The sequence below is a fragment of the Rhizobium sp. CC1099 genome (assembly GCF_029714385.1).
Classification (GTDB): Bacteria; Pseudomonadota; Alphaproteobacteria; order Rhizobiales; family Rhizobiaceae; genus Rhizobium.
The window spans coordinates 2,325,564-2,351,289 of record NZ_CP121641.1; the positions used below are offsets into that span (position 1 = coordinate 2,325,564).

At 60.0% G+C, this 25,726-nt stretch carries 21 protein-coding genes and 1 pseudogene; 16 read left to right on the top strand and 6 right to left on the bottom strand.

The features are described 5' to 3' along the window. Positions 1-389: 389 nt before the first annotated feature. From QA644_RS11930 to QA644_RS11940, 3 genes are all read left to right on the top strand, one after another. Positions 390-1,748 (top strand): IS5 family transposase, encoded by a 1,359-nt coding sequence (locus QA644_RS11930; RefSeq protein ID WP_283068614.1) that lies wholly within the window; start codon positions 390-392, stop codon positions 1,746-1,748. Positions 1,749-1,864: 116 nt separating this feature from the next. Continuing rightward, entirely contained in the window at positions 1,865-2,086 is a 222-nt protein-coding gene (locus QA644_RS11935) for a BrnA antitoxin family protein (RefSeq protein WP_283068616.1), read from the top strand. A 570-nt stretch (positions 2,087-2,656) separates the two neighbouring features. Beyond that, positions 2,657-3,514 carry a hypothetical protein gene (locus QA644_RS11940; protein ID WP_074069006.1) on the top strand — a complete coding sequence of 286 codons (858 nt, stop codon included), beginning with the start codon at positions 2,657-2,659 and terminating at the stop codon, positions 3,512-3,514. A 2-nt stretch (positions 3,515-3,516) separates the two neighbouring features. Here QA644_RS11940 and QA644_RS11945 read toward each other — a convergent pair whose 3' ends face one another. After that, the gene (locus tag QA644_RS11945; protein ID WP_283068618.1) at positions 3,517-3,969 is read right to left on the bottom strand and encodes a GatB/YqeY domain-containing protein; all 453 of its coding nucleotides are present in this window, start codon (positions 3,967-3,969) and stop codon (positions 3,517-3,519) included. A 274-nt stretch (positions 3,970-4,243) separates the two neighbouring features. Here QA644_RS11945 and carA point away from each other — a divergent pair, with 274 nt between their 5' ends. After that, positions 4,244-5,449 carry a glutamine-hydrolyzing carbamoyl-phosphate synthase small subunit gene (carA, locus tag QA644_RS11950; protein ID WP_239599494.1) on the top strand — a complete coding sequence of 402 codons (1,206 nt, stop codon included), beginning with the start codon at positions 4,244-4,246 and terminating at the stop codon, positions 5,447-5,449. Positions 5,450-5,574: 125 nt separating this feature from the next. Next, positions 5,575-5,895 (top strand): antibiotic biosynthesis monooxygenase, encoded by a 321-nt coding sequence (locus QA644_RS11955; RefSeq protein ID WP_194727552.1) that lies wholly within the window; start codon positions 5,575-5,577, stop codon positions 5,893-5,895. Positions 5,896-5,911: 16 nt separating this feature from the next. On the opposite strand, the gene QA644_RS11960 is transcribed toward QA644_RS11955, so the two are convergent. From QA644_RS11960 to QA644_RS11970, 3 genes and pseudogenes are all read right to left on the bottom strand, one after another. After that, positions 5,912-7,315, bottom strand: coding sequence for an MATE family efflux transporter (locus QA644_RS11960; protein ID WP_283068620.1), 1,404 nt, complete (start codon positions 7,313-7,315; stop codon positions 5,912-5,914). Between the two features lie 145 nt (positions 7,316-7,460). Continuing rightward, positions 7,461-8,708, bottom strand: a complete 1,248-nt coding sequence (locus tag QA644_RS11965; protein WP_283068622.1) for a TCR/Tet family MFS transporter — start codon at positions 8,706-8,708, stop codon at positions 7,461-7,463. A gap of 172 nt (positions 8,709-8,880) precedes the next feature. Beyond that, positions 8,881-9,425, bottom strand: a pseudogene (locus QA644_RS11970) (LysR family transcriptional regulator). Positions 9,426-9,537: 112 nt separating this feature from the next. Between QA644_RS11970 and QA644_RS11975 the strand changes: the two are divergent. After that, complete coding sequence (locus QA644_RS11975) at positions 9,538-10,536, top strand: aldo/keto reductase (RefSeq protein WP_283068623.1); 999 nt, start codon at positions 9,538-9,540, stop codon at positions 10,534-10,536. 80 nt (positions 10,537-10,616) lie between these two features. Here the strand turns inward: QA644_RS11975 and QA644_RS11980 are convergent, their stop codons facing one another. After that, positions 10,617-11,549 (bottom strand): neutral zinc metallopeptidase, encoded by a 933-nt coding sequence (locus QA644_RS11980; protein ID WP_283068625.1) that lies wholly within the window; start codon positions 11,547-11,549, stop codon positions 10,617-10,619. A gap of 507 nt (positions 11,550-12,056) precedes the next feature. On the opposite strand from QA644_RS11980, the gene QA644_RS11985 reads away from it, so the two are divergent. The 6 genes from QA644_RS11985 to QA644_RS12010 all read left to right on the top strand — a co-directional run bounded on the left by QA644_RS11985 (position 12,057) and on the right by QA644_RS12010 (position 20,404). Continuing rightward, positions 12,057-13,082, top strand: coding sequence for a zinc-dependent alcohol dehydrogenase family protein (locus QA644_RS11985; RefSeq protein ID WP_283072374.1), 1,026 nt, complete (start codon positions 12,057-12,059; stop codon positions 13,080-13,082). A 172-nt stretch (positions 13,083-13,254) separates the two neighbouring features. Then, on the top strand, positions 13,255-16,740 hold the full coding sequence (gene carB, locus QA644_RS11990) for a carbamoyl-phosphate synthase large subunit (protein ID WP_239598066.1): 3,486 nt from the start codon (positions 13,255-13,257) through the stop codon (positions 16,738-16,740). 72 nt (positions 16,741-16,812) lie between these two features. Next, positions 16,813-18,030, top strand: coding sequence for a DUF2235 domain-containing protein (locus QA644_RS11995; protein WP_283068629.1), 1,218 nt, complete (start codon positions 16,813-16,815; stop codon positions 18,028-18,030). A gap of 252 nt (positions 18,031-18,282) precedes the next feature. Beyond that, a complete protein-coding gene (gene greA, locus QA644_RS12000; protein ID WP_194727557.1) occupies positions 18,283-18,759 on the top strand; it encodes a transcription elongation factor GreA in 477 nt (158 codons plus the stop codon). Positions 18,760-18,798: 39 nt separating this feature from the next. Beyond that, a complete protein-coding gene (locus tag QA644_RS12005; protein ID WP_283072375.1) occupies positions 18,799-19,839 on the top strand; it encodes a glycosyltransferase family 4 protein in 1,041 nt (346 codons plus the stop codon). A 280-nt stretch (positions 19,840-20,119) separates the two neighbouring features. Next, entirely contained in the window at positions 20,120-20,404 is a 285-nt protein-coding gene (locus QA644_RS12010) for a hypothetical protein (RefSeq protein ID WP_283068632.1), read from the top strand. A gap of 75 nt (positions 20,405-20,479) precedes the next feature. Here the strand turns inward: QA644_RS12010 and QA644_RS12015 are convergent, their stop codons facing one another. Continuing rightward, positions 20,480-20,950 (bottom strand): Lrp/AsnC family transcriptional regulator, encoded by a 471-nt coding sequence (locus tag QA644_RS12015; protein ID WP_022714252.1) that lies wholly within the window; start codon positions 20,948-20,950, stop codon positions 20,480-20,482. Positions 20,951-21,733: 783 nt separating this feature from the next. Between QA644_RS12015 and trxB the strand changes: the two genes are divergently transcribed. From trxB to QA644_RS12035, 4 genes are all read left to right on the top strand, one after another. After that, on the top strand, positions 21,734-22,708 hold the full coding sequence (gene trxB / locus QA644_RS12020) for a thioredoxin-disulfide reductase (RefSeq protein WP_283068635.1): 975 nt from the start codon (positions 21,734-21,736) through the stop codon (positions 22,706-22,708). Between the two features lie 23 nt (positions 22,709-22,731). Further along, positions 22,732-23,628: a LysR family transcriptional regulator VtlR gene (locus QA644_RS12025; RefSeq protein ID WP_039845452.1), complete on the top strand. Its 897-nt coding sequence runs from the start codon at positions 22,732-22,734 to the stop codon at positions 23,626-23,628. Positions 23,629-24,173: 545 nt separating this feature from the next. Next, positions 24,174-24,467, top strand: a complete 294-nt coding sequence (locus QA644_RS12030; RefSeq protein WP_283068636.1) for a metalloregulator ArsR/SmtB family transcription factor — start codon at positions 24,174-24,176, stop codon at positions 24,465-24,467. A 104-nt stretch (positions 24,468-24,571) separates the two neighbouring features. Beyond that, positions 24,572-25,696, top strand: coding sequence for an alkene reductase (locus QA644_RS12035; RefSeq protein ID WP_283068637.1), 1,125 nt, complete (start codon positions 24,572-24,574; stop codon positions 25,694-25,696). Positions 25,697-25,726: the final 30 nt, after the last annotated feature.

Below are 25,726 nucleotides of genomic sequence, written 5' to 3' on the forward strand. Positions count from 1 at the left end.
ATGAAACCTGGAACCGACTTTCCAAAAGCAGCGGCCGCATAGAACGAACCGCATCTGGAAAGAATCCGATCGACATGGAGGATTTCGCACATGGGCAATCTCTCCGGTTCGCTCATGGTAATCGCGATCGTTTATATGCTGCGCGCCGAATCCTGCCGGTTTATCTCGTGCGGCACGCAAGAACGAGCGAAGAGCGTATCGTCAGGTATTCGTCGGCCGTGAAGAACTCGGAAGCCGCTGATTTGACGTAAGAATTGAATGATCTGCAGATCTTATAGTTGCAGGAAACAGCCGCCGAACAGGCTGTTTCCTTGCAAAATCAGTTTGAGGTTTCCCTGGCTGGCGAAGCGTGATTCACTGGGTTATCGCGGTGAATCGGAGAGCCAGGCATGGGCAAACCACGTGAACGGCGCGAAACGGGTGAACAGGATCTATTCCGATCCCGGCTCGACCAGATCATCAACATGAAGCACGAACTGGTGCGTCTGGCGCAGGCCATTGACTGGTCAGTGCTGGAAGCCCGTTTTGGTGATGTCTATTCGGACGGAGCGGGCATGCCGCCATTGCCGACGCGGCTCATGGCGGGGCTGGCCATTCTCAAGCACACGTTCAACCTGTCGGACGAGGCCCTGTGCGAGCGCTGGGTGGAGAACCCCTATTTTCAGTACCTGTGCGGCGAGGAGTTCTTCCGGCACGAACTATCGTTCGACCGCTCCTCGATGACGCGCTGGCGGCAGCGCATGGGCGAGGAGCGGATCGCCGCGCTCTTGCAGGAGAGCCTGGCAGTGGCAGTCAAGACAGGCGCGATGAAGCCACAGGATACGCGGCAAGTGATCGTGGACACGACCGTTCAACCGAAGAACGTCATGTTCCCGACGGATGCCAAGCTTATTCACCGGGCGCGCGAACGGCTGGTGCGGCTGGCGAAGAAAATGGGGCTCGACCTGCGCCAGACCTATGTTCGGCTCGGTAAATTCGCCCTGATCCAGCATCAGCGCTATGCTCATGCGAAGCAATTCAAACGGGCTGGCAAGGCGCTGCGCAAGTTGAAGACCTATCTCGGTCGGACCGTTCGCGACATCGAGCGTCAGATCGCGGGCGACGAACAACTCGACGCGATCTTCAAATGGCCGGTCTATCAGGCAAAAACGGTCATGGAACAGCGGCAACGTCAGCATGGCCGCAAGATCTACAGCCTGCATGCCGACGAGGTCGAGTGCATTGGTAAAGGCAAGGCGCACAAGCCCTATGAGTTCGGGGTGAAGGTGTCCGTGGCCACAACACTGAACCGTTCAAAGGGCGGGCAGTTCGCGCTGCACGCGACGGCGCTGCCCGGCAATCCCTACGACGGCCACACGCTCGCGACCGTCATTCCGGATATGGAAAAGATGATCGGCAACGAGCTCTCCCGCATTCTGGCCGATGCTGGATACCGCGGCCATAATGCTCCCGAAAGTCACAAGCTGAGGGTCTTCACCAGCGGCCAGAAGCGCCGCCTCACGCCCGCCATCAAACGCCAGATGCGGCGACGATCGGCGGTCGAGCCCGTCATCGGACACCTCAAGAGCGAACACAGAATGGAGCGGAATTATTTCGCTGGCGAACAGGGTGATGCCGTCAATGCCGTTCTGGCGGCCGCCGGATACAACTTCTCCCTCCTGCTGCGATGGTTCAGGCAGCTTTTGTGTCTGTTAGCCGCACTACTCTTCCCGTTCCAGAGCCGACCAAAGCGGTATCTCCCTGCCTGAAAACGAGTTCTTCACGATCGACGTATTCGGCTGAAGAGATCCAAAAATGATTGCACGCGGCGAAGACCGGACCGACCACGCCCGCGTCGACGCCATGACCGACGAGGACATCGAGCGTGCCATGGCGACGATTTCGACTGGGTGAATACGTCGACATTGACTGGTCGAAGGCGGAAGCCGTTTGCCCGACCGCCAAGAAACCGCTGTCAATATGGCTGGACCAAGAGGTAGTCGATTTCTTCCAGGCAAGCGGCAAGGGCTATCAAACTCGCATCAACGCCGTCCTGCGCCACGATGTCCAGCCGCAGAAGGCTTTGAAAGATCGACTCCGAAAATAACAAAAAAGACAATCAAAAAAGCGTGACAGCTTGCAGCCGGGGGGTGCGACAACTGTGCACACCGACCGCCGGTCCGCAATCCGAACAGACCAAACAGGCTCGCGGCAAGACACGCCTCCCGACGAATAAAATCATTGATTATCAATCGATTAGCACGCGTTTAAGAAGATGGCGGGATAAGCCTGGCGTTGTCCGTGCGCACCGTTCATTCGCATGTAACAAGCTCACGATCGAATTATTATATTTTTGTAATTTGAATCCTCTGCTGCATCGCAATACGCTCCTTCCCAACAAAGCGATCCCCGAGCGAGGCTCCATCCCTACCCCCGGCGCCGCCTCGCAAGGGTGCCTTTGCAAATACGCCGCTGGTTTGGGTTTCGGCCTGCGTCGCCAGCGACAAGCAAAGAGCAAGAAGGCAGGAGCGCCCCCAGCTCCTGCCTTCTTTACTTTTGGGCTTTAACCTTGTCGGTTAACTGACCATCGGAATTTTGCAGCATCCTTGTGCAAAGTAACATTGACAGGCGCGTCCTTCATAACAGATGGAATACGTGTGCCCGCCTGGAATGTTCGATGTCTATTACCGCAGAAAAACTTGCAGCCGATGATCGTTTTTTTGAAGCGGTATTACTCTGCGCTAATGAGATGCTTGCGATCTATCGCGAAAGCCCGCGCATTGCCTCGATCTTTGCCGCACAGCAGCGCTGGCTGATGGCGCATGCCGGATTTGCGCTGCACTACGGCTATCCAGACGGCATAAAGAAAGGGCTTTACTCCGGCCGCTTTGTCGAATTCGTCGTCGCCAACAAGATCGCCAGCCGCAATACCGCTGCCGCTTTCATGCAGGAAATGCTTGCCTATCGCTTCCTGAGGCCGGCAAGCGGCCAGAGCGATCGCCGCACGCGGCTGCTTGAGCCGACGGAAACGGCCGAGCAGCATTTCCTGAAGTGGCTGCTCGCCCATCTGTTCATCCTCGACGGACTCGATGGCGGGAAACGCTTCGAGCGGGCAAGCGCGGATCTTTCCACCATCGGCAAAATTCAACCGCTGATCGCCAAGGCGATCATCGAAACCGATGCCGTGCGCGACCCCGGCAGGACCTTCAATCTCTTCAACTGGGCAAATTCGGGCGGGCTGGTCATGGATTATCTGATGTCGCGCCTGCCGGGCTTCGATCGGTCGAAGGAGCACATGGCTCTTGGTCCGGTATCACTCGGCGAAATCCGTGCGCAATTCATGATTTCGAATACGCACCTGAAGCGCCTGCTTTCACAGGCCGCCGAAATGGGAAGCATCGGCTGGGAGGAGCCGCCGCGCAAGGGCGATCTCTGGCTCTCGCGCGGCTTCATTCTCGAATACTGGAATTATCAGGCCGCGAAATTCGCGGTCGTCGATGCTGCGGCCGAGGCAGTGCTCGGCCCGGCTGCATAGGCCTATTTCAGCAGTTCCTTGACCGTGCCGGACGCCTTGGCGAAGTCCATTTGGCCGGCATAGTGTTCCTTGAGCGCCGCCATGACCTTCCCCATGTCCTTCGGCCCCTCGGCGCCGGTCTCCTTGATGATGGCAGCGATATTCGCCCGCACTTCTGAGTCCGAAAGCTGCTTCGGCAGGAAGTCCTGGATCACAGTGATCTCGGCACGCTCTTTGGCAGCGAGTTCCGGACGGGCGTTCTCTTCGTAGATCTTCGCCGATTCGTCGCGTTGCTTCACCATCTTGGCGAGGATCTGCAGAATCTCGTCATCCAGAGTCTCGCCTTTGCCTGTGCCTCGATTGGCGATATCGCGGTCCTTGATCGCCGCCTGGATCAGGCGGACGGTCGAGAGCCGTTCGGCATTCTTGGATTTCATCGCGTCCTTGAGCGCGGTGGCGACCTGATCGCGCAGCATTATCTTCACTCCTGTTGAATGGCGCTTCATAAACCAGCCCGATGGCAGGGATCAAATAAATTGCGAGATTTGCGCGAGAAAGCGAAGGAAAAGGCGGCCGATCGACGCTAGAAAGATTGACGCCGGGGCACAGCGCGGCTATCTACCGCCACCTGCACCAAAATTCGTGATCAGGCCTGAGATGCGCTGCGAGAAGCTGCGCCCATACCCTTGCGAACACAAATGGCAGTCTGACGGCCCCAAGACGTCAGGACCTGCCGGAAACGGGATGAAGATGACCGCGACAGCACCCTGGACAACCGAAAAGCCGACCGCCCTGCTCGTTCTGGCAGATGGAACCGTGATCGAAGGCAAGGGGATCGGCGCCACCGGCAAGGTCCAGGCCGAAGTGGTGTTCAACACGGCGCTGACCGGCTACGAGGAAATCCTGACCGACCCCTCCTATCTCGGCCAGATCGTCACCTTCACCTTCCCGCATATCGGCAATATCGGCACAAATGACGAAGACATCGAAGACCTGACGCCGGCAGCGCGCCACGGCGCGGTCGGCGTCATCTTCAAGGCCGACATTACCGAGCCCTCCAACTACCGAGCCGCAAAGCATCTCGATGCCTGGCTGAAGTCCCGCGGCGTCATCGGCCTCTGCGGCATCGACACCCGCGCGCTCACCGCCTGGATCCGCGAGAACGGCGCACCGAATGCGGTGATTGCTCATGACCCGAACGGCGTCTTCGACCTTGAAACCCTAAAGGCGGAAGCCAAGGCCTGGAGCGGCCTCGAGGGCCTCGATCTCGCCAAGATCGCCTCCTCCGGCCAGTCGTCGCAATGGGCGCAGACGCCTTGGATCTGGAACGAAGGCTACGCAGAACTCAGCGCCGATAAGGCGAAATACCATGTCGTCTGCCTCGATTACGGCGTGAAGCGCAACATCCTGCGCCTCTTTGCAGGCCTCGACTGCAAGGTCACGGTCGTTCCGGCAACGACCAGCGCCGAGGACGTGCTTGCCATGCAGCCGGACGGCATCTTTTTGTCGAACGGCCCGGGCGATCCGGCAGCAACCGGCGAATATGCCGTGCCGGTGATCCGGAAGCTGATCAAGACGGACATCCCGGTCTTCGGCATCTGCCTCGGCCACCAGATGCTGGGCCTCGCGCTCGGCGCAAAGACCGAAAAGATGCACCAGGGCCATCATGGCGCCAACCATCCAGTGAAAGACCATACGACCGGCAAGGTCGAGATCGTCTCGATGAACCACGGCTTTGCGGTCGACACGAAGTCGCTACCGGAAGGCGTTGAGGAGACTCACGTTTCCCTCTTCGACGGCACCAATTGCGGCCTGCGCGTCGCCGGCAAGCAGATCTTCTCCGTCCAGCACCATCCGGAAGCCTCTCCCGGCCCGCAGGACAGCCATTACCTCTTCCGCCGCTTCATCAACATGGTGCGCGGGAAGAAAGGCGAAGCAGCGCTCGCCGAGCGTTGAGACGCAGTGGCCAGCCGAACGAAAGCCCGCCTGCCGCGGGCTTTTTCTTTTACCTGGCGCTTGACCTCAACTTAACTTGAGGAACTAGACCGGTTGCCGTGACATCGACAACCAAGGAGATGGTGATGAACGGCGCTTTTTATCGCGTGGACAAGTTTGCTGTGCCGGAGGAGGCACGCGAGGAGTTTCTGATCAATGTGTTGAAGACGCACGAGGTACTGCAGGCCCAGGAAGGCTTCATCCGGCACACGGTACTGGAGCAGGTTTCGGGGCCGGGCGAATTCAATTTCGTGACGATTGCCGAATGGGAAAGTGCCGAGATCGTTGAGCGGGTAAAGGCCGCCGTCCAAGCGGCGCACCGGGCGCGAAACTTCGATCCGCAGGCGCTTTTCACGCGGCTCGGCATCCGCGCCGACATCGCCAATTACAAGCCGGTTGCAGCTTGACGATTAAATGGCCGGTTCAGGCGCCGGCCATTTTCCCCTCGTTACGCACGAGAATGTAGAAACGTGCGCAGAGCATGACCGCGGCAGCTGCAAGGCCGACGAGAAAACCGAACCAGATGCCGACGCCGCCGAAGCCCATCGGGAAAGCGAAGAACCAGGCAAGGAAGAATCCGATCGGCCAGTAGGCAATCAGCGCCATGATCATCGGCACACGCGCATCCTTGAGGCCGCGTAGCAAACCATTGGCAACCGCCTGCATGCCGTCGACGAGCTGGAAGAGACCGGCAACGACGATGAGCGGACCAGCGTAAGCCAGCACCTGCGGCGCTTCCGGCGAACTGACATCCAGGAACAAGCTGCCGAGGAATTCCGGCATGATGGCAAAAAGCACGCCGCCGATACCGGAAATCGCCGCCGCAATGATCAGTACCGCGATCGAGGCGCGAACCAGAGCGGAATGGTCCCCCTGCCCGTGCGCAATGCCGACGCGGACAGTTGCGGCCTGCGAGAGGCCGAGTGGGATCATGAAGGCAATCGACGCCCATTGGAGCGCAATGCCATGTGCCGCAAGCTCGATCGTGCCGATGTAACCCATCAGCAGCGACGCAACTGTAAAGAGGCTGACTTCCGCAAGAATAGTCACGCTGATCGGCAGACCGAGACGAACGACGTCCCAAAGCGCGTGCCAATCCGGCCGCCAGAAACGCACCAGGATCTCGTAACGCCGCGTCTCCTCCCTCATCTGCACATAGGCGAGGATGAAGAAAAAGCCCGCAGTCTGCACTGCGACGGAGACGATCGCAGCGCCCTGAAGGCCCATTGCCGGAAAGCCGAAATGACCGAGGACGAGGGCGTAGGCGAAGATCGCGTTCATCACCAGCATGGCAATGGTCACATTGAGGACGACGGCAGCCCTGCCGATCGCGCTGACGAGCGCGCGCACAACATTGTAAAGCAGCCCCGGCAGCACGCCGAAATGGCCGATCAGGATATAGCCGTGCGCAAGCTTTGCCACTTCCGGCTTCTGGCCAGCGGCGAGCAATATCTCCTCGGCATAGAAGAAGGCCGGCTGCATGACGAGCCAATAGACTGTGACCATCCAAAGGCCCATGCGCATCGAGCGACGAACGGTGACGACATCGCCCCGGCCGTAAGCCTGCGCGACCATCGGGATAACCGCGATGGCAAAGCCCGAACCGAAAATCAGGATCGTGAACAGAAACTGCGCCGACAGCACCATGGCAGCCAGGTTCTCGGCGCCGAGGCGGCCGACGATCATCACGTCCGTCGTGTTGATGCCAAGCTGGGCAAGCTGGGCGCCGATGAACGGAATGCCGAGCGCTAGCGTAGCGCGGAAATGCGCACCCCAGTGATTGTCGGTTTGCGGCGCAAGCCTGTGCACGTCGATCGGCGCGTCCATCAGAGCCATTCCTGTTTGGTTGAATCACTTCAGGCCGCATTTCGCGGCAAAGTAATATCGGGCCTTAGATCAAAGGCCCGCAAAGAGCCACCCTAAAAGGGGCAGATGATGAAAAATTCATCACATCATCACGAATTCTGATAGCTCATTGCGCCGGCGCCTCCAAGGCTTCCGAAGGTTTCGGTGTCCGGACCTTCGCGAGGAACACCAGGGCCGCCGACAGAATAAAGAAGGCGGCGAGCAGGTAGGGAGCACCGGCAAAGGTCACCGGAGCATCCGGCCCGGTGAAATAGCCGAACATCTGCGTGAAGATCAGCGGGCCGGCGATCGTCGTAATGCTACTGAGGCTGGTCAGCGCTCCCTGCATTTCGCCCTGCGCGGATGGCGGCGCCTTGCCGGCGGCGATGCTGCGAAGCGGCGGATCGGCGACGTTTTCCATCACGGTCAGAATAATGACCGTGTAGACGACCCAGCCCTCCCAGGCGAAAGCATAACCCGTCAGACCGACGGCAGAGAAACAAAGGCCGACGATGGCGGTCTTCCACTCACCGAGCACCGGAACGATCTTTGGCAGCACAAGCCCCATGACGATTGCAGCGCCGATGCCGTAGATGCCGAGCGAAAGGCCGATCTGGCCCTCGCTCCAGCCGTAGCGATAGGTCGACACGAAGGACCAGACGGACGGATAAACGGCGTGTGCCAGCCAGAAGAGGAACATGACGGCACCGACCCAGCCAATGCCGGGATAATTGCGCATCTGCATTAACGCGCCCAGCGGATTGGCTCGCTTCCATTCGAAAGTGCGTCGATGCTTGGCGTCCAGCGTTTCCGGCAACAGGAAATAGGCCGCAGCAAAATTGAGGAAGGAAAGCGCCGCTGCGCCGAAGAATGGAACACGCGGGCCGAATTCGCCGAGTAAACCGCCAATGACCGGACCAACGGTGAAGCCGACGCCGAAGGCGATGCCGATCAGGCCGAAATTCTTTGCGCGGTTCCCGTCATTGCTGATGTCGGCGATATAGGCAGAACACGTCGCATAGCTGCCGCCGCTGAAGCCTGCGAGCGCCCGGCCGATAAAAAGCATCCAGAAGCTGGTGGCGACCGCGCAGATCAGATTGTCGATCGCGAAGGTCACCACGGAGAGAAGCAAGATCGGACGGCGGCCGAAACGGTCACTGAGATTGCCAAGCAGCGGCGAGAACAAAAACAGCATGCCGGCGTAGACGACCAGCAGCCAGCCGCCGTCGAGTGCGGCATCGCTAATGGTTCCGCCGGTAAGTTCCTCAAGATAGGCGGGCAGCACCGGCATGATGATCGCAATGCCGATCACGTCCAAAAACAGGATCAGGAAAACGAGGAAGAGGCCGCGGCGAACGAATTTGGGATCAAGCATGGAACATCTCTCAACAGCGGATTGCTTTCTGGAAAGACGATCTCGTCGCCGGGTCGATACATAGCTCAACGAGAAAAATGAAACAATACGTGAACATTTCAAAGTTTTTGATCAAGCCGCCAGTGAAATTGATCGGCGGGCGGAACAAACGGGGACTCTAAGCGCGCCGCCGCTACTCCTTCACGAAATCGACGAAGGCGCGCAGTGCAGGCGGCATGTGCCTGTGGCTGGCATAATTGAGGACGGGTCCGGAGAATTCGCTGACTCACTCCTGAAGGATCGGCAGATCGGTGCGAGTTCGTCACGTGCAATGGTTGGCGCGAGCCCTTCCTCGAAGGAGCCGATGACGCCGAGACCGGCGATGGCAGCACCACCTCCATCTCGATGACGTTGGCCACCAGCGGCCCGGACGGCGAGATCACCAGCGTTTCGCCGTCGCTCTCGAACTCCCAGTCGAGACGTGCGCCGCTTTGACCGAGTGCCGAAACAATCGCCAAGCGCCGGCACTAGGCGCTCCAGCAGCCTTTCGCCTGCTTCGGTCGGCGTCACGCTGCGGGTCGTGGCTGTTGAGGAAACGCACGCCGAGCCGCTCTTCGAGGCTACGGAGAGATTCGCTAAGCGAAGATGGTGACCCACCGCGTTTGCGGGCTGCCGTGCGATCCGTTCCCTTGCAATGGCGGCAAAGGCAGCCAGATCACTGATAGGCAAGTCATCCATTGTGCGTAGTGCCGTACAGGTCGTTCGATATTACACAGGTTATCGCACAAAGTCCGGCCGGGTAAAACACGTCTGAGGATGCCGCTAGGGTATCGAAAAAGGGGAAAAAGAGATGCACACCTATCGTTTGGCAAAGACAGGGCCCGAAGTTTCCGCCATCGGCCTCGGTTGCATGGGTATGTCGGGCATGTATGGCCCTTCGGATCGCGAAGAGGGCATCGCCACCATCCATGCTGCGCTGGATGCCGGCGTCAACCTGCTGGATACAGGAGATTTCTACGGCATGGGCCATAACGAGATGCTGATCGGCGAAGCGCTGAAAGGCCGCAACCGCGAGAATGTCGTGATCAGCGTCAAGACCGGAGCGCTTCGCGATCCGCAGGGCACGTGGCTCGGCTACGATTGCCGGCCGGCGGCGCTCAAGAACTTCGTCGCCTACTCGCTACAGCGTCTCGGCGTCGACTACATCGACATCTACCGCCCTGCCCGCCTCGACCCGAACGTGCCAATCGAAGAGACCGTCGGCGCGATCGCCGACATGATCAAGGCTGGTTATGTCCGGCATGTCGGCCTTTCCGAAGTCGGCGCCGACACGATCCGCAGGGCGGCGGCCGTTCATCCGATCGTCGATCTTCAGATCGAATATTCACTGATTTCCCGCGGCATCGAAGATGCAATCCTGCCCACCTGCCGCGAACTCGGCATCTCGATCACCGCTTACGGCGTGCTCTCGCGCGGCTTGATCAGCGGCCACTGGCAGAAGGGCCAGGAATCGGGCAAAGGCGGCGATTTTCGCGGCTACAGCCCCCGATTCCAGGAAGGTAATATCGACCAGAACCTGGCGCTCGTCGAAGAACTCCGCAAGATCGCCGAGGCAAAGCGTGTTTCAGTCGCCCAGATCGCAATCGCCTGGGTTGCCGCACAGGGCAAGGACATTATCCCGCTCGTCGGCGCCCGCCGCCGCGACCGGCTGACGGAAGCGCTCGGCTCAAGAGCCGTCGAGCTTTCTGCAGATGATATGGGCATGATAGAACGCGCCGTGCCGAAGGATGCGGCGGCAGGTGCGCGCTACCCGGATGCGCAATTGCAGCATATGGACAGCGAAAAATAGGGCCATAAGCTCCTGCTGGCAGCGCCCTCCCCAGCCCCCTCCCTGTCAAAATGAGGAGAGGGTGAGCAAAAGATGCTCGCTCAAACCGGCCCGGAGAACGTATCGCAGGCGGCGAGCTGGCCGCTGTCGAAGCCTCGCTTGAACCAGCGCATGCGCTGGTCCGACGTGCCGTGATTGAAGCTTTCCGGCACGACATAGCCCTGGCTGCGCTTCTGCAGCGTGTCGTCGCCGATCTGCTGAGCGGCGTTCAACGCCTCTTCAAGGTCTCCGGCATCGAGCATGCCTTTCTGCTCGGTATATTTCCCCCAGATGCCTGCAAAGCAATCGGCCTGCAGCTCGACGCGCACCGACATCTTGTTGGCCTCGGCTTCGCTCATGCGCTGGCGCGCCTCGTTGAACTTCGGCAGGATGCCGAGCAGGTTCTGGACGTGGTGGCCGACTTCATGGGCGACGACGTAGGCTTCGGCGAAGTCGCCGGAGGCGCCAAATTTTCTCTCGAGCTCCTGGAAGAACGCGGTGTCGAGATAGACCTTGTGATCGCCGGGGCAATAGAACGGTCCGCTGGCGGCGGATGCGAAACCGCAGGCCGATCGCGTAGCCTCCGCAAAGAGCACCAGTGTTGGCTCCTTATAATCCCTGCCCTGAGCCTGGAAGATGCCCTGCCAGGTGTCCTCGGTTTCGGCCAGCACGGTACGCATGAATGCGGTCATCTCGTCATCGGCGGGCGTGCTAGTGCCTTCCGATTGGCTCTGCTCGTAGCCGGAGCCGCCCGTCATGCCGCCATCCAACACCTGCATCAGGTCGATGCCCATCGCCTTGAAGATCAGATAGATGACAACGAGGAAGATGATCGTGCCGATCGAAAGCCCGCCGCCCCTGCGTCCCACACCGCCGCCGGTTGGAAAGCTGAAGCCGCCGTTGCGGCCGAACGGATTACGGCCGAACCCGCCACCTGTCGCATCACCGCGGCGATCCTCGACATTGTCCGACTGGCGGCGCCCCTTCCATTCCATCTGAACTCTCCCCTGGCGATGCGCAGGCATGCGCTCTAAGGCAATTATATATCCGGCGAGGGCGTGAAGGCCAGCAGGTTTCAGGCAAAGGGCTTTAGACGCGGACAAAGCGCAAGAATGGCACCGATCGTCGCGAGCACAATGCCGTCCATGGCCGAAGCCGTATCCCTCCCGCTGAAGATCGCCTCGTTCATCCGCACCGGCACAAGAGTGAACAGACCGGTGCAAGATACTACGTCGAAGACGTGACGCCTCGGCCGCGAACTCGTGTTCCTTGCGCTTTACCGATGTGCTGAAGGAGACGGATGCCACGGCCGATGCCCCTGTCGAGCGCTTGAAGCGGGACAACGGAAAGCTCCTTATCCTGACGCGCGATGCCTTCGAAATCAGGTCAGCCGTGGCTATGCGGCTGAGGTGCGGCGTCGCTTCGGATGAAGAAAATGCACCAAATGCTTGACGTGACTCCCGCTTTCGCCCTCACTGAAGGAGAGGATGCGGGAGGACATGATGAAAGCTGTACGCCTGGAAGCGACGGGGCGGCTTGCCGTGAGCCGAATGGAGAAGCCGGCGCCAGGCCCTGGCGAAATGCTGGTGAAGGTCGAAGCCTGCGGCATCTGCGGCACCGACCGCCATCTCTTCCTGGGTGAATTTCCGTCGAAGCCACCGGTGATACTCGGGCACGAATTTGTCGGCATCATCGAAGCCGTTGGGCAAGGCGTGACCGCCTTTCGCCCCGGCATGCGGGTGACCGGCGACCCGAACATCGCCTGCGGACGCTGCCCGGAGTGCCAGCGCGGACGTGTCAATCTCTGCCGGAACCTGCAGGCGATCGGCATTCATCGGGATGGCGGTTTTGCCGAATATGTCTGCATGCCGGAGCAACAGGCGTTCGAACTGCCTCAGTCGCTGGCGCCGCTGCATGGCGCCTTTTGTGAACCCCTCGCCTGCTGTCTACACGGCGTCGATCTGGCAAAGATCAGGGCCGGCGCATCCGTGGCCGTGCTCGGCGGTGGCGTGATCGGGCTGCTGGTCGTGCAGCTTGCGCGGCTCGCCGGTGCAACGCGCGTCGTGCTGGTGACGCGCAACGCCGATAAACGGCGGCTTGCCGAAGACCTTGGCGCGACGGCAACGGCCGACCCCTCATCAGGCGACGTCGCCGATCTGGTGACGGCTGACCACGGCCTTCTGCCGGGCGGTGCCGATGTGGTGATCGAATGCGCCGGCGTTGCGGAGACCATGGAACAGGCTCCTCTCCTCGCCCGCCGCGGCGGCACCGTCGTGATCCTCGGTGTCATGCCGCAAGGCGCCAGGATTTCCATGCAGCCCTTCGATCTGCTGTTTCGCGAGATCAAGCTGGTGAACTCGTTTCTGAACCCCTTCACCCACGGCCGCGCTGCGGACCTGATCGCCTCGGGCGTCATCAAGGTCGAGCCTCTCATCTCCCGCCGGATCGGGCTTGATGACGCGCCGGAAGCGATCGCCAATCCGGCACGCAACGGCGAGATACGCGTCATTGTGGTACCCGGCCCGTAAACGGCATTTCAGGAGTTTTCGGATTCCTGTCGATTCCGCGATTTATGGGGTTCCGTTTGCAAATACATTTGCCTATAAGCCGCTTCTAGCCTGAAAAGACCCCTCGTGCGCGACCGACCCGGTGCCTCCCACCCTGGCCGGCTTTTTGCGCAGCTAGAAACGGATATCGTCCATGCCGAAGCGCCAAGACATCAAATCGATCCTCATCATCGGCGCGGGACCGATCGTCATTGGCCAGGCTTGCGAATTCGACTATTCCGGCACCCAGGCCTGCAAGGCGCTGAAGGAGGAAGGCTACAGGGTCATCCTTGTCAACTCCAACCCGGCGACAATCATGACCGACCCGGGTCTTGCGGACGCGACCTATGTCGAGCCGATCACCCCGGAAGTCGTCGCCAAGATCATCGCCAAGGAGCGGCCGGATGCGCTGCTGCCGACCATGGGCGGCCAGACGGCGCTGAACACGGCTCTTTCGCTAAAGCGCATGGGTGTGCTCGACCGATACAATGTCGAGATGATCGGCGCCAAGCCGGCCGCGATCGACATGGCGGAAGACCGCGCCCTCTTCCGTGAAGCCATGGCCCGCATCGGGCTGGAAACGCCGCGCTCGATGCTGGCGAACGCCACAGACATCAAGGACGCCGACCGCAAGATGCACGAGGCCGAGCGCACAAAGCTGCGCGAAAGCCTCTCCGGCGCCGCGCTCGACACTGCGCTGGACGATCTGGAAAACCAGTGGAACCTGGGCGAGAGCGACCGCAAGCAGCGCTATTTGAACCACGCAATGGCGATCGCCGCTCAGGCACTCGATGACGTCGGCCTGCCGGCCATCATCCGCCCGTCCTTCACCCTCGGCGGCACCGGCGGCGGCATTGCCTATAACCGTTCGGAATTCTTCGACATCGTCGGCGGCGGCCTCGATGCTTCGCCCACGACCGAAGTGCTGATCGAGGAGTCGGTCCTCGGCTGGAAGGAATATGAAATGGAAGTCGTCCGCGACAAGGCGGACAATTGCATCATCATCTGCTCGATCGAAAACATTGATCCGATGGGCGTCCACACCGGCGACTCGATCACCGTCGCTCCGGCGCTGACGCTGACCGACAAGGAATATCAGATCATGCGCAACGCCTCGATTGCGGTGCTGCGCGAGATCGGCGTCGAGACTGGCGGCTCAAACGTCCAGTTCGCCGTCAATCCGAAGGACGGCCGCCTCGTGGTCATCGAGATGAACCCGCGCGTTTCGCGCTCTTCGGCGCTCGCCTCCAAGGCAACCGGTTTCCCGATCGCCAAGGTCGCGGCGAAACTCGCGATCGGCTACACGCTGGACGAACTGGAAAACGACATCACCGGTGGCGCCACACCCGCCTCCTTCGAACCGTCGATCGACTATGTCGTCACCAAGATTCCGCGCTTTGCCTTCGAGAAGTTCCCGGGCGCCTCGCCGATCTTGACGACGGCGATGAAGTCCGTCGGCGAAGTCATGGCGATCGGCCGTACCTTCGCCGAATCGCTGCAGAAGGCGCTCCGCGGCCTCGAAACGGGCCTGACTGGCCTTGATGAAATCGAAATTCCAGACGTCGAGGAAGGCGAGTCCAGCCAGAACGCCATCCGTGCCGCGATCGGCACGCCGACGCCCGATCGCCTGCGTATGGTTGCCCAGGCGCTGCGCCAGGGCATGAGCGAGGCCGAGGTTCACGAGGGCTCCAAGATCGACCCGTGGTTCATCGCCCAGTTCAAGGCGATCGTCGACATGGAGGCCCGTATCCGCGAGCATGGCCTACCGAGCGACGCCGTAAACCTGCGCATGCTGAAGGCCATGGGCTTTTCGGACGCGCGCCTCGCGACGCTGACGAACAAGCGTCCGAAAGAAGTGGCGGAACTTCGCAACAGCCTGAATGTCCGCCCGGTTTTCAAGCGCATCGACACCTGCGCGGCCGAATTCGCCTCGCCGACTGCCTATATGTATTCGACTTACGAAACGCCCTTCGTCGGCGCCGCCCGCTCCGAGGCGCAGGTCTCCGACCGCAAGAAGGTCGTCATCCTCGGCGGCGGTCCGAACCGAATCGGCCAGGGTATCGAGTTCGATTACTGTTGCTGCCACGCCGCCTTCGCATTGAAGGATGCCGGCTACGAAGCGATCATGATCAACTGCAACCCGGAAACGGTCTCGACCGACTACGACACCTCCGACCGCCTCTATTTCGAGCCCCTAACGGCCGAAGACGTGATCGAAATCCTGCGCGCCGAGCAGGAAAAGGGTGAGGTCGTCGGCGTCATCGTCCAGTTCGGCGGTCAGACGCCGCTGAAGCTTGCCGAAGCGCTGGAAAAGAACGGCATCCCGATCCTCGGCACCGCGCCGGATGCGATCGACCTTGCCGAAGACCGCGACCGCTTCCAGAAGCTCCTGATGAAGCTCGACCTCAACCAGCCGAACAACGGCATTGCCTATTCCGTCGAGCAGGCCCGCCTCGTCGCCGCCGAAATCGGCTTCCCGCTGGTGGTACGCCCCTCCTACGTTCTCGGCGGCCGCGCCATGCAGATCATCCACTCGGAATCGATGCTGCAGACCTATCTGCTCGACACCGTTCCGGAACTGGTTCCGGAAGACATCAAGCAGCGCTATCCGAACGACAAGACCGGCCAGATCAACACGCTGCTCGGCAAGAACCCGCTGCTTTTCGACAGCTACCTGACGAACGCCATCGAGGTCGACGTCGACTGCCTCTCCGACGGCGATGACGTCTACGTCGCGGGCATCATGGAGCACATCGAAGAGGCCGGCATCCATTCCGGCGACTCGGCCTGCTCGCTGCCGCCGCGCTCGCTGTCGGGGGACTTGCTCGACGAGCTCGAGCGCCAGGCAAAGGCCATGGCCAAGGCGCTGAATGTCGGCGGTCTGATGAACGTGCAGTTCGCTATCAAGGACAGCACCGTCTACGTACTCGAAGTCAACCCGCGCGCCTCGCGCACCGTGCCATTCGTGGCAAAGACCATCGGCGCGCCGATTGCCAAGATCGCCGCCCGCGTCATGGCCGGCGAGAAGCTGGATGCGGCCTTCGCCGCCTACGGCCAAAAGCCCGATCCGCGCGCCCTGAAGCACATCGCCGTCAAGGAGGCCGTCTTCCCCTTCGCGCGCTTCCCGGGCGTCGATACGCTGCTTGGGCCTGAAATGCGCTCGACCGGGGAGGTCATCGGCCTCGACACCGATTTCGCCCTTGCCTTCGCCAAGTCGCAGCTCGGCGCCGGCGTTGAACTGCCGCGTGACGGGACGGTCTTCGTCTCCGTTCGCGACCACGACAAGCCGCGCGTGCTGCCTGCGATCCGTGTTCTTGTAGGCGAAGGTTTCAAGGTACTCGCCACCGGCGGCACGCAACGCTTCTTGGCTGAAAACGGCATCGAAGCGACGAAGATCAACAAGGTGCTCGAAGGTCGTCCGCACATCGAGGATGCGATCCGCAACCGCCAGGTCCAACTTGTCATCAACACGACGGACGGCAACAAGGCGATCTCCGATTCGAAGTCGCTCCGCCGCGCGACACTGATGCAGAAGGTGCCGTATTACACGACCATGGCCGGTGCCGAAGCAGCCGCCCAGGCGATCAAGGCGCTGAAGGCCGGCAACCTCGAGGTTCGCCCGCTGCAGAGCTATTTCTGAGCATTAGACGACCGGAAGTTGCCGTAAAACCTCCCGGATGTTACCGTTGCGGCGGCACATCCGGAGCGGTTGATGGCAAAGAACATCGTCATTCTGTTCGATGGCACATCGAACGAGATTTCGGCCGACCGGACCAATATTGTCAGACTGTTCGGCACCTTGAAACGCTCGGATGAGCAGATCGTCTACTACGATCCAGGCGTCGGCACGTTCGGCGCGGCCAATGCCTGGTCGAGACTGCTTCGCAAATCCTATGAGGTTTTCGGGCTCGCGACGGGCTGGGGCCTCGACCAGAACGTCAAGGAAGCCTACCGCTTCCTGGTCGAAAACTACGATCGCGGCCCGCCCGACGCCGCTCGGCGGCATTCCGACCGCGACCGCATCTACATCTTCGGCTTCAGCCGTGGCGCCTATTCGGCGCGGGTGCTAGCGGGTTTCATCCATGCCTTCGGCCTTACAAGCCGGCATCATCTCAACCTGCTCGATTATGCCTACAGGACCTACAAGGGAATATCCGCGCACGAAGAGAAAGCCGGCGGCGCTGCAGAGAATGGTGGCGAGGATCCGTCCTCTGCTTTCGCCGCCATGCGTCTCTACGAACGCATGCTCAGAAACGACCGCCCGCCGATCAAGCTGCTTGGTCTTTTCGATACGGTGACCTCAGTGATCGAAACGGGGAAATGGTTTCCGCAGTTCAAGACCCATCCTTTCACCCGCAAGAACCCGAGCGTCGAATGGGTACGGCACGCAGTCGCCATAGATGAACGGCGGACCATGTTCCAGCCAGAGCTCTGGGAGCGGGACCAGGAATATTGGGGCCGCCCGTTCCGGCCGAAGGCACCGGCGGCGAAGCAGAATTTCCGGGAAGTATGGTTCACCGGCGTCCACGGCGATATCGGCGGCGGCTATCCGGAAGCGCAAAGCGGGGCAGTCAAGATTCCCCTCGCCTGGATGATCCAGGAAACGCAACCGGCCGGGCTCCTCTACCGCACCCGCATCGTCAACGACATCGTGCTCGGAAAAGGCGGGAAGAAGTATGTGCCGCTGGACGCCACTGCTCCATTCCATGATTCCATGACCGCCGGATGGAAAATCCTCGAATACATTCCGCGGCGCGTGCCGGAAAATTCCTGGCGCAAGCACGGCAACCGCAATGCGATCTATTTCCCGTTGAGCGACCTGCGCTTCATTCGGGACGATGCGCTGATCCATATCTCGGTCAAGGAACGGATGAATGCCAGCCCCTACAATCCGCCGAATCTGCCTGCAGATCCTGACTTCGTTTCTTAACGGCTTGAATCACTCTCTGCGATCAGTTGTCCAAGCGCTTGATCCGACTCACATCTTCACCAACGCGATCGGCGTACTGCAAGGAGACAGTTAGCCGGGCGCGCCACATTACGAATTTTATGGAAATCGGCGGCAACGATCTGCTATAAGCGGGCGATTAGGATTATTGCACGGTTCCGAAGTCCCCTTCGGGACCTGTTTTCTTTTGTGTCGCTGCCTGACTATAGGACACGAAGATCAAAGGACAGGAAAATGGTTGATAAGGTTCCGATGACACAGGGTGGTTTCGTCAAGCTGCAGGAAGAGCTGCGCTGGCGTCAGCAGGAGGAGCGCCCGCGCATCATCGAAGCGATCGCCGAAGCCCGTTCCCATGGCGATCTTTCCGAAAACGCCGAATATCACGCAGCCAAGGAAGCGCAGAGCCACAACGAGGGCCGCATCAGCGAGCTCGAAGACCTGACGGCGCGCGCCGAAGTGATCGACCTTGCGAAGATGTCCGGCGACAAGATCAAGTTCGGCGCCAAGGTCAAACTCGTCGACGAGGACACCGAGGAAGAAAAGACCTACCAGATCGTCGGCGATCAGGAAGCCGACGTAAAAGCCGGCCGCATTTCCATCTCCTCCCCGATCGCCCGCGCGCTGATCGGCAAGGTAGTCGGCGATTCCATCGAGGTCATCGCACCGGGCGGCTCGAAAGCCTACGAAGTCCTGTCGATCTCCTGGGGTTGATTGCCTGTGGCGGAAACGGTCGAGCCGGCCGCGATCGATATTGCTGACGTCGAAATCATCGCACCGAACTTCAAGCAGCGCCTGTCCGGCGTCACGTCGACGATCGTTCAGCTGATCCCCCTCCAGGTCAGACTCGGCATCAAGATTGCGACGCTCGGCCCCGGCTTACCGAAAGACCTACCGAAGCTGACGTGGAGACAGCTTCTTGGCGCATGGCGTCCGTCAGCCGGACGCCGGCAGCGCGTATGGCATGCACGCCGCAACAACGAGATGGCCGCTGGTATCGTGCTGCGGCACGTGTTGCGCATGCCGCTGAAGCTGCTTTTTACGTCGGCCGCCCAGCGCCGCCATACCGCCTACACGCGCTGGCTTATCCGCCGGATGGACGCGGTCGTCGCGACCAATGCCCGATCCGGTTCTTTCCTCCAGGTGCCGCATATTGTGATCCGCCACGGCGTCGATCTGGAACTTTTCCATCCACCCCAGACCGCCGAGGACACCATAGAGGCCACCGGCCTGCCCGGCAGGTATCTCGTCGGCTGCTTCGGCCGCATCCGGCATCAGAAAGGCACCGACCTTTTCGTTCGGTCGATGATCGATCTGCTGCCGCAACATCCGGATTGGACGGCGGTGATCTCCGGCCGGGTAACGGCAGAGCATGGAGCTTTCGCCGACGAGCTGAAGGCCGATATCGCCGCCGCCGGCCTTGCCGATCGGATCGTCTTTCTGGGCGAAGTGCCAGACATCAAGGTCTGGTATCGCCGCCTAACCCTATATATTGCCCCTTCCCGAAATGAAGGTTTCGGGCTGACGCCTCTCGAAGCTATGGCCTCGAAGACTGCGGTTGTGGCATCGGACGCCGGAGCCTATGCCGAAATGATCGAGGACGGGACGAACGGAAGCGTCGTTCCGGCCGGCGATGGCGAAGCTCTCACGAAGGCAATCGCCCCCTATCTCGCCGATCCACAAAGGACGCTCGCCCGTGGCGAGATTGCGCTCGCGCATGTGCGGGCGAAATTTGCGCTGGAAGGCGAAGCGACGGCGTTGAAGGCCGTCTATGAGGATCTTCTACGGCGGTAGCGGTCAATTCTATCGATTACGGCTTGCGCTTGAAACGTTCGAGATAGGCACTGGCGACCGCATCTTCCGAGAACCGGCTTATCAGCGTCGCGTTGCCGCCCGCCGCCAGCTTGGCGGCGAGGACAGGATCATTGAATCAGCCGCTCGATCGCCTTCGCGAAACCATCGACATCGCCGATTTCGGCAAAGCGACCGTTCGCGCAGCTCGGCCCCTCCGACCGGCTCGAGACCACCGGCTTGTGCTGCGCCCAGCTTCGAGGATAGCCTTGCCGAGCAGCTCATGGTTCGACAGGCATCACGAAGATGTCGACGTCGGCCGCGAAAGCCGCGCATCCTTCTGCCAGCCAAGGAAGCGGACACGATCGACAATGCCGCGATCGGCCGCACCTTCTCGACATTCTTTCGCTCCTCGCCGTCCACGCCCGGCAGCTTGGCAATGGCAGGCGTCAGCAAAGCGAACTCCTTGCGCGGAACAAAGCGACCCATGGACATGACGACAGGTGCATCTTCCGGTGTCTTCAGCGCAGGCCCGATCGACCGGCGCAAGGCGCTCCCGTATTCGTGAAATTGGAAGTGACCTCGACGCCGCGCGCCCAGCCCAGTTCCTCTCGACAATCGGAGATACCGCGCGCCAATATGTCTAAATATCTACCAGAGAGACATCCTTTACCTGTCGGATGGTCAACATCGTCCGCACGGTATCCACATTCTCCGTGGCCGTAAGCTCTTCGATCACGAAATCCTGAAAGCCCGCAAGGTTCTCAGCGACGCACTGCAAGAGAAAATCGGATTCGCCCGACACCATCCAGGCCTCTCGCACGAGCGGCCAATTGGCTGTCTGCTTCGCAAATGCCTTCAGATTGGCATCCGACTGGTGTTTCAGGCCGACCATACAGAAGGCCACCAGATCATAACCGAGCGCCGGCGCATTCAAAAGCGCCCGATAGCCACGGATGAAGCCGGATTCTTCCAGCTTACGCACCCGCCTGAGACACGGCGGCGCCGATATACCGACCCGCTCGGCAAGTTCGACATTCGTCATCCGGCCATCATTCTGGAGCTCGCGCAGAATCTTCATATCTATTGCATCAAGTTCGACGCGCATCACCATGGTAGAGCTTCCTGTTTCTTTTCGATCGGCCGTTTGCAGGCCGCTTCCTATTATTGCCCGCGACAACTTCAAACGCCGCGCTTCGCTGCCAAAGTATATTCCGTTGAGGTTCGAACTTGCCCTTGACGAGGGCATGCACGCCTATGATGAAGCCTTGGATAGGTGCAAACCACACAGTATCTTAGCACCCGCGCCAATCCATACATCGTCCTCGTTAAGCGTCTCCCGAACCGCCTTGCTTTATAATCGTGTTGCTGCCGAGATGCAGTGACCTCGGCAACAGCAAGCCTCTAGCGAGGCAGAAATAGCGCGAAAGCGGCCCTATATGCACCTCGATCCTTAAGGCTTCTTCATCTGATCCGATGCCCGAATCTCGGATGTTGAGCCGCGCTCAACTGATTGGCCGGGAGAAGAATAGGTCAGAGATCCATCATAGACAAAATCGATACCGCCTTTCGTCAGACACTGTTTTCAATATCTCTTGGTACTCGCTCGCGGATCCTTCAACGGAAATGGTGATCGGCGCTTGCCCATTGCTGGCTCTCTGTTGTAGCGGTGTGGATGAAATGGTCGATAACAGCATCAGCCAGCGAAAACGAGGGCGTCGGGGTCGAACCAACAAAAACATCTGCGGATAGCCCATGATAATAACGCAAGCACTTGTGCGTATTCCATGCTGTCCCCTTGAAAGGTAGCTTGGTTCATCCCTAGACTAGACAAAAGCGTTTATTACGATATCTCGCACGGCTTCGACAGGATGCCTGCCACCAAAGGATCCGGACCATGACTGCCCGACACACTAAAGTTCTCATCATCGGCTCCGGTCCCGCGGGCTATACGGCCGCAGTCTATGCGGCACGCGCAATGCTGAAGCCGGTGCTGATCGCCGGGATGGAGCAAGGCGGGCAGTTGATGATCACGACGGACGTCGAGAACTATCCGGGCTTTGCCGATCCGATCCAGGGCCCGTGGCTGATGGACCAGATGCTGCAGCAGGCCAAGCATGTCGGCGCAGAGATCGTCAGCGACATCGTCACCGAGGTCGAGATGAACCAGCGGCCCTTCGTGGCCCGCACCGACAGCGGCCAGGTCTGGACCGCCGATACACTGATCATCGCGACCGGCGCCAAGGCAAAATGGCTCGGCATCGAAAGCGAACAGCATTTCCAGGGCTTTGGCGTTTCAGCCTGCGCCACCTGCGATGGCTTCTTCTATCGTAACAAGGACGTCATCGTCGTTGGCGGCGGCAACAGCGCCGTCGAGGAAGCCCTTTATCTTTCCAACATCGCGAAGTCGGTGACGGTCGTGCATCGCCGCGATGCGTTCCGCGCCGAAAAGATCCTGCAGGAGCGCCTCTTCTCGAAGGAGAATGTGACGGTTCTCTGGAACACCGAAGTCGCCGAAATCACCGGCACGCCGGCGAAACCGCCGATGCCGCCTTCCCTTACCGGCGCGCGCTTGCGCGATACCCGCACCGGCGCCATCAGCGACGTTTCGGTCGATGGCGTCTTCGTGGCGATCGGCCATGCGCCGGCAACCGAACTTTTCAAGGGCAAGCTCAAGCTCAAGGACAACGGCTATCTCTGGACCGCTCCGGATTCGACTGCAACCAGCATAGAGGGTATCTATGCTGCGGGTGACGTGACAGACGATACCTTCCGGCAGGCGGTCACCGCCGCCGGCATGGGATGCATGGCCGCCCTCGAAGCCGAGCGTTATCTCACGGGCCACATGCCCGTCGCCGTGGCCGCGGAGTAAGATCGGCTATGAGGGGTGGGGGGATGCCATTGGATTGGGACAAGCTGCGTATTTTTCACGCGGCTGCCGAGGCCGGATCGTTCACGCATGCGGCCGACAAGCTGCATCTCTCCCAATCCGCGATCAGCCGCCAGGTGAGCGCGCTGGAGCAGGACGTCGGCACCAAACTCTTCCACCGCCATGCCCGCGGCCTGATTCTGACGGAACAGGGCGAACTGCTCTATCGCACCGCTCATGATGTGCTGCTGAAGCTCGAGACGGTGAAGATGCAGCTCACGGAAACGACGGAAACGCCCAGCGGCAAGCTGCGGGTGACCACCACCGTCGGCCTCGGACAGGGCTGGCTGACGGACAAGATCCAGGAGTTCATGCAGCTCTATCCGGACGTCCAGATCCAGCTCATTCTCGACAACGAGGAACTGGACGTGAACATGCGTCACGCAGATTGCGCCATCCGCCTGCGCCAACCGCAGCAGTCCGATCTCATTCAGCGCAAGCTCTTCACCGTGCATATGCACGTCTATGCCGCCCCCTCCTATATTAACCGCTACGGCGAGCCTCAGTCGGTCGAGGATCTGGACAATCACCGCATCATCACCTTCGGCGAGCCCGCCCCCAGCTATCTGCTGGACGTAAACTGGCTGGAGATTGCCGGCCGCTCTTCGGACAACAAGCGGATTCCGCATCTGCAGATCAACAGCCAGACCTCGATCAAGCGCGCCTGCCTGCTTGGCATCGGCGTCGCCTGCATGCCGGATTACATCGTCGGACGCGATCCGGGCCTCATCCAGCTAGCGATCAACGCCGACGTGCCCTCGTTCGACACCTATTTCTGCTATCCGGACGAAATCAAGAATGCCGCAAAGCTGAAGGCATTCCGCGATTTTATCGTCAGCAAGGCCAGAAACTGGAACTTCTGATTCCCGTTTTTGTTCACTAAAATGCAGACCATGCAACCAACGCATGACTGGCATGCACAAAAGAGGGTTGCCGTTTGCTCAATTAAACACCATATCGCACTCAGCTGATGCACACGGTGGCTTTTCCTCCCAGTTCCACCGCATTAGCTGTTCCCCTCTGGAGGTTTTTGACCTTCACACCTTAAAGGGCCCCGAACTTTCGGCGGCCCTCTTTTTTTGCCCAGAATCGCTGCATCGCAACATAATTTGTGCAGCGCATGGCAGGCATGCATAATAATGCATTGAAAGCTGCCCAAGAAAGCACCATATCGCACATAGCTGATGCACTTCGGTGGCTTCTCTCCCAGTGCCACCGCATTAGCTGTTCCCCTCTGGAGGTTTTTTGACCTTCACACCTTAAGGGCCCCGAGCTTTCGGTGGCCCTTTTTTTTGCTTAAAATTTAGGCGTTCATCAAAACCGAACAGCTCACGTGTTCGTGATTTGCATATCGAAAAACGACGATCCATATATCGAAAGAATTCGATTTATAGTTGGGCACGAGACGATGGATAGAGATGAAATCCTGAAAGCGCTTGCCCATCCGATGCGGGTGGAAATCCTCAATTGGCTGAAAGATCCGAAGGAGCACTTCTCCTCCCAGGAGCACCCTTTGGAAATGGGTGTTTGTGCCAGCCAGTTCGAGCGCTGCGGCCTTTCGCAATCGACCGTATCCGCTCATCTCGCAACATTGAGCCGCGCCGGCCTCGTCACGACCAGGCGCGTCGGCCAGTGGGTTTTCTACAAGCGCAACGAAGAAACGATCGCTGCCTTCCTCAAGCAACTAAGCCAGGATCTGTGACAGCTGATCGGCCTCGTCGCCACCGCACTTGCCTATCTCTCCGCCGGGTCGAGTTGCCCCGCCATGGCGGAGTGATCCTCCCGCCAGAACGGGAAAGGACTTCCATGAACAAGCTTCTCGAACCCGCGCAGATTGGCGACATTGCCGTCAGGAACCGCATCGTCATGGCACCGCTGACCCGCAACCGCTCGCCCGGCGCGATCCCGAACGATCTGAACGTCGAATATTATCGCCAGCGCGCCACAGCCGGTCTCATCATCACCGAGGCAACGGCCATCACACACCAGGGCCAAGGTTACGCCGACGTTCCCGGCCTCTACAAGAAGGAAGCCCTCGATGGCTGGAAGCGCGTGACGGATGCCGTGCATGCAGGCGGCGGCAAAATCGTCGTGCAGATGTGGCATGTCGGTCGCATCTCACACGCCACGCTGCAGCCGAACGGCGGCAAACCTGTCTCCTCAACCAATAAAGTCGCGACGGCGAAGACCTATCTGGTCAACGCCGATGGCACCGGCAGCTTCGCGGAGACCTCCGAGCCGCGTGCGCTCGAGACGTCTGAAATTCCCGGCATCATCGAGGATTATCGCAAGGCAGCGCGCGCTGCGATCGACGCAGGCTTCGACGGCGTCGAAATCCACGGCGCAAACGGCTACCTGCTCGACCAATTCCTGCGCGATGGTATCAACGACCGCACCGACCAGTATGGCGGCTCGATCGAAAACCGCGCTCGCTTCACCTTCGAGGTGGTCGATGCCGTGACCCGGGAAATCGGTGCCGGCCGCACGGCGATCCGTATTTCGCCGGTCACACCCTCGGGCGAAAGCTATGATTCGGATCCGCAGGCGCTTTTCACCTATGTCGTCGAAGGCCTCGCCAGATATGACCTCGCCTATGTCCACGTTATCGAGGGCCAGACTGGCGGCGAGCGCGACTACACGCAGGGGAAAAATCCACCCTTCGACTACAAGGATCTGCGCCAGGCTTATGAAAAGGCGGGCGGGCATGCAAACTGGATGGTCAACAACGGCTACGACCGTCAGATGGCAATCGATGCCGTCGAAAGCGGCCGCGCCGACCTGGTCGCCTTCGGCAAGCCCTTCATCGCCAATCCGGATCTGGTCGAACGCCTGCAGAAGAACCTGCCGCTGAACACGCCGGACCAGGCCACCTTCTATGGCGGCGGGGCAAAGGGCTACATCGACTATCCACTGCTCGAAAAGGTCGCCTGACCTTCAGACGTACCGGACGAAATCCCGCCT

What these genes read in the sequence shown, in the direction of transcription:
- QA644_RS11930 (WP_283068614.1), top strand. Translation starts at nt 390, where the DNA reads ATGGGCAAACCACGTGAACGGCGCGAAACGGGTGAACAGGATCTATTC.
- QA644_RS11940 (WP_074069006.1), top strand. Translation starts at nt 2,657, where the DNA reads ATGTCTATTACCGCAGAAAAACTTGCAGCCGATGATCGTTTTTTTGAA.
- QA644_RS11945 (WP_283068618.1), bottom strand. Translation starts at nt 3,969, where the DNA reads ATGCTGCGCGATCAGGTCGCCACCGCGCTCAAGGACGCGATGAAATCC.
- carA (WP_239599494.1), top strand. Translation starts at nt 4,244, where the DNA reads ATGACCGCGACAGCACCCTGGACAACCGAAAAGCCGACCGCCCTGCTC.
- QA644_RS11955 (WP_194727552.1), top strand. Translation starts at nt 5,575, where the DNA reads ATGAACGGCGCTTTTTATCGCGTGGACAAGTTTGCTGTGCCGGAGGAG.
- QA644_RS11960 (WP_283068620.1), bottom strand. Translation starts at nt 7,315, where the DNA reads ATGGACGCGCCGATCGACGTGCACAGGCTTGCGCCGCAAACCGACAAT.
- QA644_RS11965 (WP_283068622.1), bottom strand. Translation starts at nt 8,708, where the DNA reads ATGCTTGATCCCAAATTCGTTCGCCGCGGCCTCTTCCTCGTTTTCCTG.
- QA644_RS11975 (WP_283068623.1), top strand. Translation starts at nt 9,538, where the DNA reads ATGCACACCTATCGTTTGGCAAAGACAGGGCCCGAAGTTTCCGCCATC.
- QA644_RS11980 (WP_283068625.1), bottom strand. Translation starts at nt 11,549, where the DNA reads ATGGAATGGAAGGGGCGCCGCCAGTCGGACAATGTCGAGGATCGCCGC.
- QA644_RS11985 (WP_283072374.1), top strand. Translation starts at nt 12,057, where the DNA reads ATGAAAGCTGTACGCCTGGAAGCGACGGGGCGGCTTGCCGTGAGCCGA.
- carB (WP_239598066.1), top strand. Translation starts at nt 13,255, where the DNA reads ATGCCGAAGCGCCAAGACATCAAATCGATCCTCATCATCGGCGCGGGA.
- QA644_RS11995 (WP_283068629.1), top strand. Translation starts at nt 16,813, where the DNA reads ATGGCAAAGAACATCGTCATTCTGTTCGATGGCACATCGAACGAGATT.
- greA (WP_194727557.1), top strand. Translation starts at nt 18,283, where the DNA reads ATGGTTGATAAGGTTCCGATGACACAGGGTGGTTTCGTCAAGCTGCAG.
- QA644_RS12010 (WP_283068632.1), top strand. Translation starts at nt 20,120, where the DNA reads ATGGTTCGACAGGCATCACGAAGATGTCGACGTCGGCCGCGAAAGCCG.
- QA644_RS12015 (WP_022714252.1), bottom strand. Translation starts at nt 20,950, where the DNA reads ATGGTGATGCGCGTCGAACTTGATGCAATAGATATGAAGATTCTGCGC.
- trxB (WP_283068635.1), top strand. Translation starts at nt 21,734, where the DNA reads ATGACTGCCCGACACACTAAAGTTCTCATCATCGGCTCCGGTCCCGCG.
- QA644_RS12025 (WP_039845452.1), top strand. Translation starts at nt 22,732, where the DNA reads ATGCCATTGGATTGGGACAAGCTGCGTATTTTTCACGCGGCTGCCGAG.
- QA644_RS12030 (WP_283068636.1), top strand. Translation starts at nt 24,174, where the DNA reads ATGGATAGAGATGAAATCCTGAAAGCGCTTGCCCATCCGATGCGGGTG.
- QA644_RS12035 (WP_283068637.1), top strand. Translation starts at nt 24,572, where the DNA reads ATGAACAAGCTTCTCGAACCCGCGCAGATTGGCGACATTGCCGTCAGG.